19 protein-coding genes and 1 tRNA gene are annotated in these 16,287 nt (G+C 65.8%); 11 read left to right on the top strand and 9 right to left on the bottom strand.

From position 1 onward, the window contains the following. Nucleotides 1-90: 90 nt before the first annotated feature. On the top strand, nt 91-1,599 hold the full coding sequence (locus FHS94_RS11410) for a YifB family Mg chelatase-like AAA ATPase (RefSeq protein WP_184057867.1): 1,509 nt from the start codon (nt 91-93) through the stop codon (nt 1,597-1,599). A gap of 312 nt (nt 1,600-1,911) precedes the next feature. Here the strand turns inward: FHS94_RS11410 and FHS94_RS11405 are convergent, their stop codons facing one another. Continuing rightward, on the bottom strand, nt 1,912-2,214 hold the full coding sequence (locus tag FHS94_RS11405; protein WP_184057865.1) for a chorismate mutase: 303 nt from the start codon (nt 2,212-2,214) through the stop codon (nt 1,912-1,914). Between the two features lie 170 nt (nt 2,215-2,384). On the opposite strand from FHS94_RS11405, the gene FHS94_RS11400 reads away from it, so the two are divergent. Next, a complete protein-coding gene (locus FHS94_RS11400; protein WP_184057863.1) occupies nt 2,385-2,798 on the top strand; it encodes a DUF805 domain-containing protein in 414 nt (137 codons plus the stop codon). A gap of 61 nt (nt 2,799-2,859) precedes the next feature. Beyond that, nucleotides 2,860-2,944: transfer RNA gene (locus FHS94_RS11395), tRNA-Leu, on the top strand. Between the two features lie 305 nt (nt 2,945-3,249). Here FHS94_RS11395 and FHS94_RS11390 read toward each other — a convergent pair. Together FHS94_RS11390 and FHS94_RS11385 are read right to left on the bottom strand one after the other, a co-directional pair. Continuing rightward, nucleotides 3,250-3,552, bottom strand: a complete 303-nt coding sequence (locus FHS94_RS11390) for an SWIB/MDM2 domain-containing protein (RefSeq protein WP_184057861.1) — start codon at nt 3,550-3,552, stop codon at nt 3,250-3,252. Nucleotides 3,553-3,596: 44 nt separating this feature from the next. Then, the gene (locus FHS94_RS11385; protein ID WP_184057859.1) at nt 3,597-3,800 is read right to left on the bottom strand and encodes a hypervirulence associated TUDOR domain-containing protein; all 204 of its coding nucleotides are present in this window, start codon (nt 3,798-3,800) and stop codon (nt 3,597-3,599) included. Between the two features lie 68 nt (nt 3,801-3,868). Between FHS94_RS11385 and FHS94_RS11380 the strand changes: the two genes are divergently transcribed. Genes FHS94_RS11380 through FHS94_RS11355 form a run of 6 tightly spaced genes read left to right on the top strand, consistent with a single transcriptional unit; the run spans nt 3,869 to nt 7,908 of the window. Then, complete coding sequence (locus tag FHS94_RS11380; protein WP_184057857.1) at nt 3,869-4,981, top strand: S-(hydroxymethyl)glutathione dehydrogenase/class III alcohol dehydrogenase; 1,113 nt, start codon at nt 3,869-3,871, stop codon at nt 4,979-4,981. A gap of 11 nt (nt 4,982-4,992) precedes the next feature. After that, nucleotides 4,993-5,391: a VOC family protein gene (locus FHS94_RS11375; RefSeq protein WP_184057855.1), complete on the top strand. Its 399-nt coding sequence runs from the start codon at nt 4,993-4,995 to the stop codon at nt 5,389-5,391. Further along, entirely contained in the window at nt 5,391-6,224 is an 834-nt protein-coding gene (gene fghA / locus FHS94_RS11370; protein WP_184058007.1) for an S-formylglutathione hydrolase, read from the top strand. Before FHS94_RS11375 ends, fghA begins: the two co-directional genes overlap by 1 nt. Before the next feature lies 1 nt (nt 6,225). Further along, nucleotides 6,226-6,825, top strand: coding sequence for a GTP cyclohydrolase I FolE (folE, locus tag FHS94_RS11365; RefSeq protein ID WP_184057853.1), 600 nt, complete (start codon nt 6,226-6,228; stop codon nt 6,823-6,825). Next, nucleotides 6,822-7,565, top strand: coding sequence for an SDR family NAD(P)-dependent oxidoreductase (locus FHS94_RS11360; RefSeq protein WP_184057851.1), 744 nt, complete (start codon nt 6,822-6,824; stop codon nt 7,563-7,565). The genes folE and FHS94_RS11360 overlap by 4 nt, the downstream gene beginning before the upstream one ends. Continuing rightward, nucleotides 7,558-7,908, top strand: a complete 351-nt coding sequence (locus FHS94_RS11355) for a dihydroneopterin aldolase (protein WP_184057849.1) — start codon at nt 7,558-7,560, stop codon at nt 7,906-7,908. The genes FHS94_RS11360 and FHS94_RS11355 overlap by 8 nt, the downstream gene beginning before the upstream one ends. Before the next feature lie 19 nt (nt 7,909-7,927). Here the strand turns inward: FHS94_RS11355 and leuA are convergent, their stop codons facing one another. Next, on the bottom strand, nt 7,928-9,586 hold the full coding sequence (leuA, locus tag FHS94_RS11350) for a 2-isopropylmalate synthase (protein ID WP_184057847.1): 1,659 nt from the start codon (nt 9,584-9,586) through the stop codon (nt 7,928-7,930). A 258-nt stretch (nt 9,587-9,844) separates the two neighbouring features. Between leuA and FHS94_RS11345 the strand changes: the two genes are divergently transcribed. Further along, nucleotides 9,845-10,234 carry a BLUF domain-containing protein gene (locus tag FHS94_RS11345; RefSeq protein ID WP_184057845.1) on the top strand — a complete coding sequence of 130 codons (390 nt, stop codon included), beginning with the start codon at nt 9,845-9,847 and terminating at the stop codon, nt 10,232-10,234. A 7-nt stretch (nt 10,235-10,241) separates the two neighbouring features. Here FHS94_RS11345 and FHS94_RS11340 read toward each other — a convergent pair whose 3' ends face one another. The 5 genes from FHS94_RS11340 to miaA form a co-directional block, all read right to left on the bottom strand. Further along, complete coding sequence (locus tag FHS94_RS11340; RefSeq protein ID WP_184057843.1) at nt 10,242-10,838, bottom strand: YceI family protein; 597 nt, start codon at nt 10,836-10,838, stop codon at nt 10,242-10,244. Between the two features lie 126 nt (nt 10,839-10,964). Further along, entirely contained in the window at nt 10,965-11,984 is a 1,020-nt protein-coding gene (gene ilvC / locus FHS94_RS11335; protein WP_184057841.1) for a ketol-acid reductoisomerase, read from the bottom strand. A 123-nt stretch (nt 11,985-12,107) separates the two neighbouring features. After that, on the bottom strand, nt 12,108-12,623 hold the full coding sequence (ilvN, locus tag FHS94_RS11330) for an acetolactate synthase small subunit (protein ID WP_184057839.1): 516 nt from the start codon (nt 12,621-12,623) through the stop codon (nt 12,108-12,110). After that, nucleotides 12,623-14,398, bottom strand: coding sequence for a biosynthetic-type acetolactate synthase large subunit (ilvB, locus tag FHS94_RS11325; protein ID WP_246348556.1), 1,776 nt, complete (start codon nt 14,396-14,398; stop codon nt 12,623-12,625). Before ilvB ends, ilvN begins: the two co-directional genes overlap by 1 nt. 67 nt (nt 14,399-14,465) lie before the next feature. Next, nucleotides 14,466-15,401 (bottom strand): tRNA (adenosine(37)-N6)-dimethylallyltransferase MiaA, encoded by a 936-nt coding sequence (gene miaA / locus FHS94_RS11320; protein ID WP_184057837.1) that lies wholly within the window; start codon nt 15,399-15,401, stop codon nt 14,466-14,468. On the opposite strand from miaA, the gene serB reads away from it, so the two are divergent. Continuing rightward, nucleotides 15,394-16,275, top strand: a complete 882-nt coding sequence (serB, locus tag FHS94_RS11315; RefSeq protein WP_184057835.1) for a phosphoserine phosphatase SerB — start codon at nt 15,394-15,396, stop codon at nt 16,273-16,275. The two genes, miaA and serB, sit on opposite strands and share 8 nt — an antisense overlap. Nucleotides 16,276-16,287: the final 12 nt, after the last annotated feature.

Below are 16,287 nucleotides of genomic sequence, written 5' to 3'. Positions count from 1 at the left end.
ATGTCGAAGTGCCCCTGCGCGTGGTCGATAGCAAGGGGCGCCATGGACAAGCATCGGTGAACAACCGATGACGCGGCCGGGGGAACGTGAATGACGGCAATTGTTTCGACGGTGGCGTATCTGGGGCTGGAAGCGCGCGGGGTCGAGGTACAGGTTCAATTGATCGCCGGGCTGCCCGCCTTCAACGTCGTGGGCCTTGCGGACAAGGCGGTCGGCGAGAGTCGTGAGCGGGTGCGTGGCGCGATCGCGGCGATGGGGCTGGCGCTGCCGCCCAAGCGGATCGTTGTAAACATGAGCCCGGCCGACCTGCCCAAGGAAGGGTCGCACTATGACCTCGCCGTCGCTTTGGGCCTGCTCGCCGCCATGGGCGTTGTCGATGCAGAGGCGCTGGCCGACTATGTCATCGTCGGCGAACTCGGCCTGGACGCGCCCATCGCGCCATCGCCCGGCGTGCTGCTCGCCGCGCTCCATGCGGCCGAGACGGGCAGAGGGCTGATCTGCCCTGCCGTGCAGGGCCCCGAAGCGGCCTGGGCGAGCGGGGTGGAGGTGCTCGCCGCGCCCGACCTGCTCTCGCTTCTCAATCACCTGAAGGGCCAGCAGCTGCTTCGCGCGCCCGAACCGGGCGATGTGGAAGAGGGCGTCCACGGCCCCGACCTGCGCCAGGTGCGGGGCCAGGAGGTGGCCAAGCGGGCGCTGGAGATTGCCGCGGCCGGCGGTCACAATCTGCTGATGTGCGGTCCCCCGGGTGCGGGCAAGTCGCTGATGGCGAGTTGCCTGCCGGGCATCCTGCCGCCGCTCGACCCGAGCGAAGCGCTGGAGGTGTCCATGGTGCAATCGGTCGCCGGCACGCTGGCCGGTGGGCGGCTGACACGCGTGCGCCCGTTCCGCAGCCCGCACCACTCCGCGTCGATGGCGGCGCTGACCGGCGGGGGGCTTCGGGTGAAGCCGGGCGAGGTGAGCCTGGCGCATCTCGGCATCCTATTTCTGGACGAACTGCCCGAGTTCGGCCGCGCCGTGCTCGATTCGCTTCGCCAGCCGCTCGAAACCGGCACGGTCAGCGTCGCGCGGGCCAACGCGCATGTCACCTTTCCGGCCCGCGTCCAGCTGGTTGCGGCGATGAACCCCTGCCGGTGCGGGCATCTGGGCGACGCGGGGCTGGCCTGCGCCCGCGCACCGCGCTGCGCGGCGGATTATCAGGCGAAGGTATCGGGCCCGCTGCTAGACCGCATCGACTTGCACGTGGACGTCGCGGCCGTCAGCGCCGCCGACCTGGTGCTCCCGCCGCCCGCCGAGGGATCGGCAGAGGTCAGGGCGCGGGTCGCCGCGGCACGGGCACTACAAACGGAGCGGTATCGCGACGCTGCGGCCCGCACCAATGCAGAGGCGGATGGGCCGTTGCTGGAAAACGTTGGGACACCCGACGAGGCTGGCCGAGCGCTGCTCAGCCAAGCGGCGGCTTCCATGCGGCTCACGGCCCGCGGCTACACCCGCGTGCTGCGCGTGGCGCGTACGGTGGCCGACCTGGCGGGCGCGGAGACGGTGGGCCGGGTCCATGTCGCGGAAGCCTTGAGCTACCGGCGACGCTCGCCCGTCAACTGATCGACGACAAGCTGCTTCCACCATCTGACGTGAACGAAGGCTTCCGGACCTTGGCCGAAATGATCCAGCGGCTCGTCACCCGCCGTGCTGATCGTGGCCCACCATCTCGATCCTGTGCCGCTTGGGACTGAAGCCTTCGCAGCGTTCAGCCTGCAATTGCCCTTATACCTGATCCATGCGGGACAAGCGGCTGTGAAGGTTGGAGGGCAGCGGCGAAGTCTTCTTGTCGCAAAGATGAGGTTGCAGTCACCGCGTTAACCAGTAGCCGAGCAGAGAGGGGCGCAATGGCGGCCGCGTTCGGTTCCGCGCCTTTCAGCCCAGTTCGCGCTGGTCAAACCGCGACATTTCATACGCGATTGATGCTTCGACAAGCGTTTCGAAGACCTCGCCGACGATCTCGGGCGGCATGCCTTCTCGCGACGCGGCGGCGCAGGCGTTGGCGATCACCGCCGCCTTGCGCGGCTCGTCACGGACCTGATCGCGATGCTGCTTGATGCGGGCGGCGGCGTCCATGAAGCGGGTGCGGATGGCGAGTAACGCGACGATCTGCTCGTCAAGCTCATCAACACCGGCCCGCACCTGAACCATTGTCTCGCATTGTTCGGGATCGATCATGCGGGCCCGCCTAGCCGAGCGACTTGTCCTGTGGAAGCGCGGCAATGGCGTCGGGCGCTATCGGAGCGGGGAAGCCAGCAGAGCGGTCGTATAAGACGTTACCGCTTGTGCGGCTCGGATCGGCGCGGCACCTTTGGCCTGAAACAAACGGGGGTGATAACACGGATTGGATGGTTCTGCCGCTGAAGCGGTATTTCGATTTCGGCGGTCGATCGCGCCGACGCGAATATTGGATGTTTTTTCTGTTCACGATCATGCTCAGCCTGGTGGCTGGCATTATCGACAACCTACTTGGATACGGATCGTCCTTTCGTACCGTGACTGAAACTTCCGTGTCCGCAGGCGCATCCAGCAATGGCCCGGTTAACGCGCTCGTATCGCTGGCATTGATTATCCCAAGCCTTTCTGTCGGATTTCGGCGGCTTCACGATACCGATCGCAGTGCCTGGTGGTTGCTGCTCGTCTTTCTGCCGCTTCTGGGCTGGATCGCGCTGCTCGTATTCTACTGCCAGGAGGGCACTCGCGGGACCAACCGGTTCGGCCCCGATCCCAAGGGAGAGAATTTGGTGGAGGTATTCGGATAAACCTGCGCCGGCGGCTCTTGCCGGGAACAGCGACGTCGGGTACCGACCCCGGCGTCGCGGGGCCCCTGTGGCGAAATTGGTAGACGCATTCGACTCAAAATCGAACGCCGCAAGGCATGCTGGTTCGAGTCCGGCCAGGGGCACCAAGCGCTTTCCGCGCCATTATACACAGGCGGGCGAGGCGGAACTCTCTGCAGCCCCGACCGGTGCATCCAGAAATCTGGCAACCGCAATTGGCTTGTCGGTATCAACTGCGCCAGCGACTTAACAGCCACGATTCCCAAGCTGAAACGGGGATTCGCGCCCTGGTATCGGTTCGCAACCTTAGGCTGGTTGGGCCGGTCCTGCTTCAGGACTCCACGGAGCAACCCGGCGGCTCGCATGGCGGGTCCGCGCGGCGGCTGTGCGACCATAGGGCGGCGCCGGCTCGGATCGCCGGCGCCGGTGCACGTTAGGCCTTCAGATGTGCCGAGATGTACTTGTTCATCTCGAACATGGTGACCTTGTCCTTGCCGAACACCTTCTTCAGATTGTCGTCGGCCAGGATTTCACGCTTGTTTTCAGGATTCTGCAGGTTGTTGGACTTGATATACTCCCACACCTTGCTGATCACTTCGCTGCGCGGCAGCTTGTCCTCGCCCACCACTGCGCCGAGCTCGGGTGAGGGCTGCACGGGTGCGTGGATGCCGGTGCCGGCTTTGGTCTGCTTGGCGGCCGCCTTCTTGGCGCCGGCTTCCTGCTTGGCAGTGGCCATCGGATTCCTTCCTGTTTCCCTTTTCCGTCCTTAGCGGAACGGACTCACGCTTTTTTCAGCGCGTCCGCCTTGTGCGCTGCCTTTCCGCCCTTGTCACTCTTTACGATGAACTGGGGATCCTCCTTGGACGCCCGGACGGTGTGGCTCTTGATCTTGGTGTCGCTGGTCTGCTTCTTCTCGACGGTGCCGTGCGCCTCGCCGCCGTGCGATTTCCAGGTCACCTTGTCGCCGACTTTGGGCTCCGCCATCGCTTCTCTCCTTTACGTCGCCGGGTGAATCGCGCGAAAGCGCCGCTGGTTGCACCGGGAGCTGATTCATGAAGACCAGAGCCGCCGTCGCGTTTGAAGCGAAGCGCCCGCTCGAGATCGTCGAGCTTGACCTGGAGGGCCCTAAGGCAGGGGAGGTGCTGGTCGAGATCATGGCGACCGGCATCTGCCATACGGACGCCTATACGCTCGACGGGCTGGATTCGGAGGGGCTTTTCCCCAGCGTGCTTGGCCACGAGGGGGCGGGCGTGGTGCGGGAGGTTGGCGCGGGTGTGACCAGCGTTGCCGTCGGCGACCATGTGATCCCGCTTTATACCCCCGAATGTCGCCAGTGTAAGTCGTGCCTGTCCCGCAAGACCAACCTGTGTACCGCGATCCGCACGACGCAGGGCAAGGGGCTGATGCCGGACGGCACCACGCGCTTTTCCTACAAGGGGCAGCCGATCTTTCATTACATGGGCTGTTCAACCTTCTCGAATTTTACCGTGCTGCCGGAGATTGCGGTGGCGAAGATCCGGCAGGACGCGCCCTTCGACACCAGCTGCTATATCGGCTGCGGCGTCACGACCGGGGTCGGCGCGGTGGTCAACACGGCCAAGGTGGAGCCAGGCGCCAGCGTGGTGGTGTTCGGCCTGGGCGGCATCGGCCTGAACGTCATCCAGGGAGCGAAGCTGGCCGGTGCCCAGCGGATCATCGGCGTCGACATCAACCCCGATCGCGAGGACTGGGGACGCCGCTTCGGCATGAACGGCTTCCTCAATTCCAAGGGAATGAGCCGGGACGAGGTAGTCCAGCAGGTGGTCGCAATGACCGACGGCGGCGCGGATTATACATTCGACTGCACCGGCAATACCGAGGTGATGCGGATCGCACTGGAAGCGTGCCACCGCGGCTGGGGCGAGTCGATCGTCATTGGCGTCGCGGAAGCCGGCAAGGAGATCGCGACCCGCCCATTCCAGCTTGTCACCGGCCGCGTCTGGCGGGGAACTGCGTTCGGCGGCGCCCGCGGTCGCACCGATACGCCCAAGATCGTTGATTGGTACATGGAAGGGATGATCGAGATCGACCCCATGATCACGCACCGGCTAACGCTGGAGGAGATCAACAAGGGCTTCGACCTGATGCATTCGGGCGAATCGATCCGCTCGGTCGTGATCTACTAAGGGAGGGGCGCATGTTCAGTCACGTGGTGGTCGGGTACAATGACCTGGAGCGCTCGCGCCGCTTCTATGACGCGTTGTTCGCCGCGATGGGCGGCAGGTCGGGCGTCGTCGACCAGCGCGGCCGGCTGATCTATCGCCAGAAAGGCGCAAGCTTCATGGTCGTGCCGCCAATAGACGGGGAAGCGGCAACGCACGCCAACGGCGGCACGATCGGCTTCGCCCTGGGCTCGCCCGAGCAGGTCCATGCCTGGCACGAAGCGGGGGTGGCGGCTGGCGGCACCGCGATCGAGAGCCCGCCCGGCGGACGGGACAGCGAGTTCGGCACGCTCTATCTTGCCTATCTGCGGGATCCGGACGGCAACAAGCTCTGCGGCGTGCACCGCGTTCCAGCTGCAACGGCAGCGGCGTGATCGAGACCGTTTCGACCGCCCGGGCATTTGGCGGAACGCAGCACGTCCTGCGCCACCACTCGACTACGACCGGTACCGGCATGGTGTTCTCCGCCTTCGTTCCCGACCATGCGGAGGGGAAGCGGCTGCCGGTCCTGTGGTACCTGTCTGGCCTCACCTGCACCCATGCCAACGCCACGGACAAGGGTGAATACCGCCGCGCCTGTGCCGAGCAGCGGGTGATCTTCATCGCGCCCGACACGTCGCCGCGGGGAGACGGCGTGCCGGATGTGCCCGAGTGGGACTTTGGCCAGGGCGCGGGATTCTATCTTGATGCAACGGAGCAGCCCTGGGCCGGGCATTTCCGGATGCGGACCTACATCGAACAGGAACTGCCCGCATTAATTGCGGAGCACCTGCCCGTCGACATGACACGGCAGGGGATCGCCGGCCACTCGATGGGCGGCCATGGCGCGTTGACGGTCGCACTGCGCAATCCCGAGCGCTTTCGCAGCGTGTCGGCTTTCGCCCCAATCGTCTCGCCGCTGCGCTGCCCTTGGGGTGAGAAGGCGCTCACTGGCTATCTCGGCCCGGATCGCAATACCTGGCGTGCGTACGATGCGACGGCGCTGATCCAGGATGGTGCGCGTGTCCCGGAACTGCTGGTCGATCAGGGCGACGCCGACGGCTTCCTCCATGAACAGCTGAAGCCCTGGCTGCTGGAGAAGGCATGCCGCGCCGCCGGCATACCGGTGACGCTGCGGATGCAGCCGGGCTATGACCACAGCTATTACTTCATCTCCACCTTCATGGCTGACCACATCGCCTGGCACGGCGAACGGCTGAGGAACTGACATGAGTGACCTGGTTGCCTCACCCGAGACGCCGCCCGTTCCCGACGACGTCGCGGACGCGATCCGCACGCTGATCCGCTGGGCGGGGGACGATCCCACGCGCGAAGGACTGATCGACACGCCTCGCCGCGTCGCGAAGGCTTGGAAGGAGTATTGCGCGGGCTACGCCGAAGATCCCGCGCATCACCTGTCGCGTGTGTTCGAGGAAGTCGGCGGCTATGACGAGATCGTGCTGCTGAAGGACATCCCGTTCCAGTCGCATTGCGAACACCACATGGCGCCAATCATCGGCCGCGCGCACATCGCCTATCTGCCTCGCAACCATGTGGTTGGCATTTCCAAGCTCGCCCGCGTCCTGCATGGCTTCGCACGCCGGCTGCAGGTGCAGGAACGGCTGACCGCGGAAGTCGCTGACTGCATCTGGAACAACCTGCACCCGATCGGCGTGGCGGTGGTGATCGAGGCGACCCACGCCTGCATGACCGCGCGCGGAGTGCGTACCCCCGGCGTGGTGATGAAGACCAGCCGGATGATGGGCGCCTTCCGCGACGACGACCGTAGCCGCAAGGAGGTGCTGAGCCTGATGGGCCTGTCCGGGTGAGCCGAACGGTTCTGGTGACCGGGGGCGCCAGACGGCTGGGTGGTGCCATCGTGCGCCGGTTGGCGGACGCGGGGCACCGGGTGGTGATCCACTACGGCCGATCGGGCGACGAGGCGGCGGCGCTGGCGGAGGAGATCGGCGCGGCGGGCACGGTGGTCGGCGACCTGGCCGACACGGGCGCGATCAGCGACCTGTGGGCGCGCGCGGTCGAGATCGCGGGGGAGCCGATCACCGGCCTCGTCAACTCGGCGAGCGAGTTTGCGTTCGACCGACCCGAGGCGATCGACCCCGCGCTCTCGGCACGGCTCTACGCCGTTAATTGCACTGCGCCCGTGTTGCTGGCCCAGGCGCTGGCGGGGCAGGGCGCAGGCGGGGTGGTCGTCAACCTGCTCGACCAGAAGCTCGCCAATCCCAACCCCGACTTCTTCTCCTACACGCTGTCAAAGGCCGCGCTGGCCGAGGCGACGGTGCTGATGGCCCAGGCCCATGCGCCCGGCATCCGCGTCAACGCGGTGGCGCCCGGCCTGACGCTGCCCAGCGGTGACCAGAGTGCGGCGGAGTTCGAACGGACGGGGCGACAGAACCTGCTCGGGCGTCCCGTCGGCGCAGAGGCTGTGGCGGACGCGGTACGCTGGTTGATCGAGGCGGAAAGCGTCACCGGCCAGACGCTGTTTGTTGATTCCGGCCAGCGTTTCGTCCGGCGTGACGGCGATGTGATGTTCGAGGACCGCGATGCCTGATTACACCACCATCGTCGACGGGCTGGAGGTGGACATGCGCCTTGGCATCTACCCGCATGAGGCAGCACCCCAGCGGGTATCCCTGTCGGTTCACATGACCGTCAGCTACCCCCATGCTCCCAGCGCAGATCGGATCGACGAGGTGCTCGACTATGACTTCGTGCGTGAGGGCGTGCGTGCGATGGCCGCAGGCGAGGGCTTCGCGCTTCAGGAAAGCCTGGTGGAGGCGGTAGCGGCCCTGTGCCTCGCCGACTCGCGAGTGACGGAGGTCCGCGTCCGCTCCACGAAACTTGACATCTATCCCGACGCGACGGTCGGGTGTGAAATCGTCCGGCGCCGCTGACCCCGGACGTTCCCGTCGATCAGGCCCGGTTGGCGGCACTCAGCACCGCGCGCACGCTTGCGGTCGCGATGTCGGGATCGATGCCAACGCCCCACACCGTGCGACCATCGGCGGTGCGGCATTCCAAATAAGCGGCCGCGCGCGCATCCGCGCCGTGGCCGATCGCGTGCTCGGCGTAGTCGATCACGTCCAGCGCCGGCGCTCCCGCCTCTGCAAGGGCCGCGACCACGCCTGAGATCAGGCCATTGCCCCGTCCGCTGATCGAGCGTGCCTGCCCACCAACCTCAACCCGGCCGACGAACAGCCGGTCCCCCGCGGGGCCGCTCTCCTGATAGTCCACCAGCACATAACTGTCGGATTGGCCGGGCAGATAGGTCGCCTGGAACAGGCCCCAAATATCCTCCGCATTCAACTCACGACTGGTCTGGTCGGCGAGCGCCTGAACATGGCGGCTGACATCGGCCTGCAACCGCTTGGGCAGTTTTAGCCCTTGGTCCTGCTCGAGAATCCATGCGACGCCGCCCTTGCCGGACTGCGAGTTGACGCGGATCACCGCCTCGTAACTGCGGCCAAGATCGGCGGGGTCGATCGGCAGGTAGGGCACCTGCCAAAGTTCGTCATTCTGCTGCTCGCGGGCAGCGAAGCCCTTCTTGATCGCGTCCTGATGGCTGCCCGAAAAGGCGGTGAACACCAGGTCGCCTGCGTATGGCGTGCGCGGATGAACGGGCAGGTTGGTGCAGTGCGTGATCGTGCTGATCACCGCATCGATGTCGCTGAGGTCCAGCCCCGGGTCGACCCCCTGCGTGTAGAGGTTCAGCGCCATGGTGACGAGGTCGCAATTTCCCGTGCGCTCGCCATTGCCTAACAGGCAGCCCTCCACCCGGTCCGCACCAGCCATCAGCCCCAGTTCCGCCGCGGCGACGCCGGTGCCACGGTCGTTGTGAGTGTGGAGGCTGATCACGACGCTGTCGCGGTTCGGGATGTGACGGCAGAACCATTCGATCTGGTCGGCATAGACATTGGGCGTCGCCGCTTCGACCGTCGCGGGCAGGTTCAGGATCAGTGGCTTGTCGGGAGTGGGCCGCAGAACCTCCATCACCGCAGCGCAGACTTGGACGGAGAAGTCGAGTTCCGCGGTCGAAAAGGTTTCCGGGCTGTATTCGAACCGCCAATCGGTGCCGGAATACTTGGCTGCCTGGTCGCCGAGGATCGTTGCCCCCTCAACCGCGATCGCCTTCACCTCGCTGCGCGACATGCCGAACACGATGTTGCGCCACGCCGGAGACACCGCGTTGTACAGGTGCACAATAGCGGTCGGTGCGCCCTCGAGAGCGGCAAAGCTCGTCTCGATCAGGTCGCGGCGCGACTGGGTCAGTACCTGGACCGTGACGTCGTCCGGTATCCGGCCCGTGCGAACCAGGCCGGAGATAAAGTCGAACTCCGTCGCGCCGGCGCTCGGGAAACCGACCTCGATCTCCTTCAGGCCGACGCGGACGAGCATGTCGAATAGCCGGGTTTTCCGCTCGGCATCCATTGGATCGATCAGCGCCTGATTGCCGTCGCGAAGGTCGGTCGACAGCCAGCGCGGCGCGCGGGTGATGGTGCGTGATGGCCATTGCCGGTCGGGCAAGACGATTGGTGGAAAGGCGCGGTACTTGGTCGACGGGTCGCGGAGCATGGGGCGGCCTATGATCTTCACTGGAAACGGGCGTCGGTGCGGTGGATCCTTAGGCCGGCCGGACGCGCGCGCGCAGGCCTAAGGGCGCCTAAGTCGTAGCAGGGCCGCGATCCGGTTCATGCCGTCCCTCATGGCCATAGCGGCCGCTCATGTCCAGCCGGCAACGCCGATCGAGGTGGCGACCCTGTTTACCCGACCGAAACGGGTTGATCGCTAGATCGAGGCAAACGGGCCGAAAGCCCCTGTGGAGAACCGGACGTGCTGCAACTCGTGTACATCAGCTCTGCCGTGGGCACTATCGATGTCGGCCCGGTGTTGGCCGTTTCGCGACGCAACAACGGCCGGGACAGCATCACCGGGCTTCTCTACGCCGATGGAAAGCGGTTCCTGCAAGCGCTCGAAGGGCCTGAGGACAAGGTGGAGGAGGCGTTCAGGCGCATTCAGGAAGACAAGCGCCACCGCGCCATGGTCGTGCTGTCGCGGCGCATCGTCGCTGATCGCGAGTTCGGCATGTGGGAGATGGCGGCGCGGACGCCGGATCAGGACGGCGAGGCGTTTCTCAGCCGTATTGACCAACTGATCGCGCGCGTCGACCCGAACATCCGGGCGACCTTTGAAGGGTTCGCCCGGGTTCGCCGCGCCGCCTGATCGACTCCTACTCGGCCGCGAAGGCGGCGTTGATTACCAGGTCAACATTGTCGGAAACGACGGGAACATAGTTCCCTACGCCAAATTCGCTCCGCTTGATAGTGCCGGTCGCGCGGAAGCCGAAGTTCAGCTTCTTGTTCATCGGGTTCGGCCCTGCGCCGACGAAGGTCGCGCGCAGCGTCACCGGCTTCGTCACGTTCTTGATCGTCAGGTTGCCCGTAATGGTCGCGGTGTTGCCGGTTGCCTGAACCGCGGTCGAGACGAAGCGCGCGGTGGGATAGGTGCCTGCGTCAAAGAAGTCCTTTGACTTCAGGTGCGTCGCGAACGGCGCGCTGGTGGTGGAAAGCTGGTCGACCGCGAAGGTCACGTCCACCTTGGTCGCGTTTGGCTTGGCCGGGTCGATGGTGATCTGTCCACCGGACGCCCCGAACTGACCTTGCAGCATGGAAAAGCCCATGTGGTTGACCTGCCAGGTTGCCTGGGTGTGGTTCGGATCAACCTTGTAGGTGCCAGCGGTGATGGCGGCCGCACGGGCGACGCCCGGCTGCTGGGCGACGACAATGGCCGGGGCGACTAGAAGGGAGGCGGCAAGAACGAAGCGCATGGGAGTTCTCCTGTTGTTGCGCAGGTTGAACCACATCTCCGTCCGGTTCGGAAGCATCGTTCCGGAAACGGATCGTTCCCACACCCGTCCTGCCGGGACTGGCCCGGCAGGACGGACGCCCGGCCGTCAGTTCTTTGCCTTGTCCACCAGCTTGTTCTTGGCGATCCAGGGCATCATCGCGCGCAGCTCCGCGCCGACCTTCTCGATCGGGTGAGCGGCTGCGGCCTTGCGCGCAGCCTTCAGCTCGGGCTGGCCGGCGCGGTTGTCGAGCACGAAGTTCTTGACGAAACGGCCGCCCTGAATGTCGGCGAGAACGCGCTTCATCTCCTTTTTCGTCTCCTCGGTGATGATCCGCGGGCCGGTGGTGATGTCGCCATATTCGGCGGTGTTGCTGATCGAATAGCGCATGTTCGCGATGCCGCCCTCGTACAGCAGGTCGACGATCAGCTTGGTTTCATGCAGGCATTCGAAATACGCCATTTCGGGCGCGTAGCCGGCCTCCACCAGCGTTTCGAAGCCCGCCTGGATCAGGTGGGTGATGCCGCCGCACAGGACGGCCTGCTCGCCGAACAGGTCGGTTTCGCATTCCTCGCGGAAATTCGTCTCGATGATGCCCGACCGGCCGCCGCCGACCGCGCTGGCATAGGCGAGAGCGACGTCATGGGCATTTCCGCTCGCATCCTGCTGGATCGCGATCAGGCACGGCACGCCGCCCCCGCGGACATATTCGGATCGCACGGTGTGGCCCGGGCCCTTGGGCGCGATCATGATCACGTCGATCTCTGCCGGCGGTTCGATCAGCCCGAAGTGGACGTTGAGCCCGTGCGCAAAGGCGATCGCGGCACCGGGACGGATATGAGCCTTGATGTCCGCATCCCAGATTGCCGCCTGATGCTCATCGGGGGCAAGGATCATGACCAGGTCCGCCCAGGCCGCTGCTTCGGCCGTGCTCTTGACGGAGAAGCCTGCTTCCGTCGCCTTCTGCGCAGTCGCGGAGCCTGGACGAAGTGCAACCACAACTTCTTTGACGCCGGAGTCGCGCAGGTTTTGCGCATGGGCATGGCCCTGGCTGCCATAGCCGACGATCGCGACCTTCTTGTCGGTGATCAGGTTGAGATCGGCGTCGCGATCGTAATACACACGCATGTTGTCGTCCTTCCCTTGATCGTCATCCCGCACAGGCCGGGATCCAGGCTTGCCGCGTGCAGCAGCTACGGCTCTGGACCCGGCCGTCGCCGGGGTGGCGGTTGGTTGTAATTGGTTGAGTTCTTAGACCGCCTCGCGCCCACGCGCGATGGCGACGATGCCGGTGCGGGCGACCTCTACCAGGCCGAGTTCCCCCATCAGCTCGATGAACTTATCGATCTTGCCGCGCCCGCCGGTGACCTCAAAGACGAAGGAGCCGGTCGTCGCGTCGATGACGCGCGCGCGATAAACCTCGGCCAGGCGCAGCGCCTCGATCCGATGGTCGCCCGTGCCCGCCACCTTCACCATCGCCAGCTCGCGCTCGACATGGTCGCCCTGCGTGGTCAGGTCGACTACCTTGTGCACGGGCACCAGCCGGTCGAGCTGCGCGATGATCTGTTCCATCACCGAGGGCGAGGCGCTGGTGACGATGGTGATCCGGCTGACGGCCTTGTCCTGCGTGATCTCCGACACGGTCAGGCTCTCGATGTTATAGCCGCGCGCGGTGAACAGGCCGGCGATCCGGGCAAGGATGCCCGGCTCGTTGTCGACCAGGACGGCGAGCGTGTGCTGCTCGGCAGCTTCAGGTGCAATCTGCATCAGACCAGCGCCCGCGCCTCATCGGTCATCTCGCCCGATACCTCATTCGCCCACAGGATCATCTCCGTATGTGCCGCGCCTGACGGGATCATGGGCAGGCAGTTGGCCAGCTTCGACACCCGGCAATCGACCAACACCGGCCCGTCATGCTCGATCATCGCGGCGATGCCGTCGTACAGCTGGTCGCGAGTCTCGATCCGAATGCCCTTCCAGCCATAAGCCTCGGCAAGCGCGACGAAGTCCGGCAAGCTGTCCGAATAGCTTTCGGCATAGCGGGATTGGTAGGTCAGCTCCTGCCACTGACGGACCATGCCCATATATTCGTTGTTGAGGATGAACACCTTGACCGGCAGCCGGTATTGAACGGCCGTAGCCAGCTCCTGGATGTTCATCTGGATCGAGGCCTCGCCAGCCACGTCGATGACCAGCGCGTCGGGGTTGCCGAGCTGTGCGCCGATGGCGGCAGGCAGGCCATAGCCCATGGTGCCGAGTCCGCCGGAGGTCAGCCATTTGTTCGGTTCTTCAAAGCCGATGTGCTGCGCCGCCCACATCTGGTGCTGGCCGACCTCGGTAGTGATGATCGGTTGGCGGTGAGCGGTCGCATCATGCAGCGCCCGCACCGCGCGCTGCGGCATGATCTCCGTCGCGCTGTCCTCGGGGAAACCGAGGCACTGCTTGGCGCGCCAGCCCGCTATCCGCGCGTTCCAGTCGCCCAGGTCGGGGCGGGGGTGCCCACGCTGCTTCCAGGCCGCGACCATCGCGTCGAGCGCGCGGCCGGCATCCGCGACAACGGCCAGGTCGATCCGCACCGTCTTGTTGATCGACGAGCGGTCGATGTCGATGTGCACCTTGCGGCTTGTCGGGCTGAACGCGTCGAGCCGGCCCGTCACCCTGTCATCGAAGCGAGCACCGACGGCGATCACCAGGTCCGCCTGGTTCATCGCATGATTTGCTTCATAGGTGCCGTGCATGCCCAACATGCCGAGCCAGTGCGGTGAGGAGGCGGGCAGGGCGCCCAGGCCCATCAGGGTCGAGGTGACGGGCGCGCCGGTCAGCGCCACCATCTCCCGCAGGGCCGCCGATGCTGCCGGCCCTGCATTGATGATGCCACCGCCCGTATAGAAGACGGGGCGCTCGGCGGCGGCGAGCATGTCCACCACCTGCTCGATCAGCGCGGGATCGGGCTCGGTCTGCGGACGATAGGTCTTGTGCCGGATCGGGCCCGGTTCCGAATAGGGCGCCGTTGCGACCTGCACGTTCTTGGGAATGTCGACCACGACCGGGCCAGGACGCCCGGTGGTCGCGATGTGAAACGCTTCGCGAACGACCTCCGCCAGGTTTGCGGGGTCCTTCACCAGGTAATTGTGCTTTGAACAATGCCGGGTGATGCCAACCGTGTCCGCCTCCTGAAAGGCGTCGGTGCCGATCAGGCCCGTGGGCACTTGTCCGGTGATGACCACCATGGGGATCGAGTCCATCAGGGCGTCCGTGATCCCGGTGACCGCGTTGGTCGCGCCCGGGCCGCTGGTGACCAGCACGACGCCCGGCTTGCCGGTGGAGCGCGCATAGCCCTCCGCCGCGTGCGTCGCGGCCTGTTCGTGGCGGACCAGGATGTGGCGGATGCGCCGCCCCTCGTTGCCGGCAAGTTCGTTGTGGCGGAACAGCGCGTCATAGATCGGCAGCACCGCGCCGCCCGGATAGCCAAACACCACCTCTACACCGAGGTCGACCAGCGCCTGGATCAGAATTTCCGCGCCGCCCATCTCGGCCGCCATCACATGCACTCCCTCGTTAATTAATGTGGTCGGGCCTGCTACCCGCACGAAAATGACAGGTCAACCGTCAAAACTGTAATTTTGTTGCCGCATAGCGTTGCTGTGCCTCGATAGCCTCGACCCGCACCCAACCGGCGGGCATTTGATGGCGCAGCCAGGTATATTGCCGCTTCGCATAGCGCCGGGTCGCGAGCGCTCCGGCGGCAACGGCTTCCGCGCGCGACAAGGAGCCCGACAGCCAGCCCGCCACCTCCGGCACCCCGATCGCGCGCCGAATCGGCGCATCCGCTGGCAGGTCTTCGCGGGCCAGCAGCGCCGCCACTTCCTCGCGGCCGGCTTCGAGCATGGCCGCGAACCGGGCATCGATCCGCTCACTGAGCCAGGGTCGCGGCGGCAGAAGGATCACGGGGCGAAGGTCGATCTCATCCCCGATCCCGCCTTCACGTGCCGCTTGCCACTCGCGGAGCGGTCGGCCGGTCGATCGTACCACTTCCAGCGCCCGCGCGATCCGCTGAGCGTCGGCGCGGGCGAGACGTTGCGCGGCAGCCGGGTCTTCTTGCGTCAGCGCAATATACGCTGCCTCGACCGTCAGGGCACGCACGGCGGCACGCACGTCGGGGTCGATCGCCGGCACGGGTGCGATCCCTTCCAGCAGGGTGCGCAGGTACATGCCGGTGCCGCCGACCAGGATCGGCAGCCGGCCCTCCGCCACCGTGTCGTCGATGGCCACGCGCGCTTCCGCCGCCCAGCGCGCGGCCGAATAGCCCGCGTCAGCCCCGTCCACATTCCCGAACAAGCGATGCGGCACGCGCGCCTCTTCTCGCGACGAAGGACGCGCCGTCATCACGCGCAGGTCGCGATACACCTGTGCCGAGTCGGCATTGATGATCGTGCCGTTCGCCTGTTCGGCCAGTTCCAGCGCCAGCGCCGACTTGCCGCTGGCGGTCGGCCCTGCGATGAGCGCGACGATAGGACGGGTAGAGGGCAGGACCGGCATGTTCATTGCGACGCTGATAGCAGCGGATCGGCTGGTGCAGGGCGACATTTCGGCAGTGTCCGACCGGCTCGCCGACGCGGGCTGCGCGCCCGTCGTGGGCGGCTGGTTGGATGAAGGCAGCGCCGCCGACTTCCCTTTTGCCCTGGCGCCCGACGCCGCCCGCGTCGCGCTTGAAGGCGTGTTCGCCGGGGCAGACGTGGTTGTTCAGCCGATGGAGGGCCGCGCGAAAGTGCTGCTGGTCGCGGACATGGATTCCACCATGATCACCGTCGAATGCATCGACGAGCTCGCCGACTTCGCCGGCCTCAAGCCAGAGATCGCGGCAATCACCGAGCGCGCCATGCGGGGTGAACTGGACTTCGAGGGCGCGCTGGATGCCCGCGTCGCGCTGTTGAAGGGGCTGGATGCTGGCGCGATCGACCGCTGTCTGGCCGAACGCGTTCGGATCATGCCCGGGGCCCGCGAACTCGTCCGCACAATGCGGTCACGCGGCGGAACGGCGGTGCTGGTATCGGGCGGCTTCACCCGTTTCGCTGAACCTGTGGCAGCCGAGATCGGGTTCGACCGCGCGATCGCCAACGTCCTGGAGATCAAGGATGGCCGCCTGACCGGCACGGTTGCTCGCCCCATCGTCGGCTCGTCCACCAAGGAAGAAACGCTGCTCGCCAGCCTCGCAGAGCGCGGCCTCGCGCCCGAATTGAGCATGGCGGTCGGGGACGGGGCCAATGACTTGGCGATGATCCGCCGCGCGGGGCTGGGCGTCGCTTACCACGCCAAGCCGATCGTGGCGGAGGCGGCAGCCGCGCGCATCGACAATGGTGACCTTACCGCCTTGTTGTGGGCGCAAGGGATCGCGCGGCGGGACTGGATCGTGGCCTAGCCCTTTTGTGCT

The sequence above is a fragment of the Sphingomonas aerophila genome (assembly GCF_014199305.1).
Lineage (GTDB): Bacteria > Pseudomonadota > Alphaproteobacteria > Sphingomonadales > Sphingomonadaceae > Sphingomonas > Sphingomonas aerophila.
Note: the sequence above shows the minus strand (reverse complement) of the source record. Positions and strands in the feature narration are given on the sequence as shown.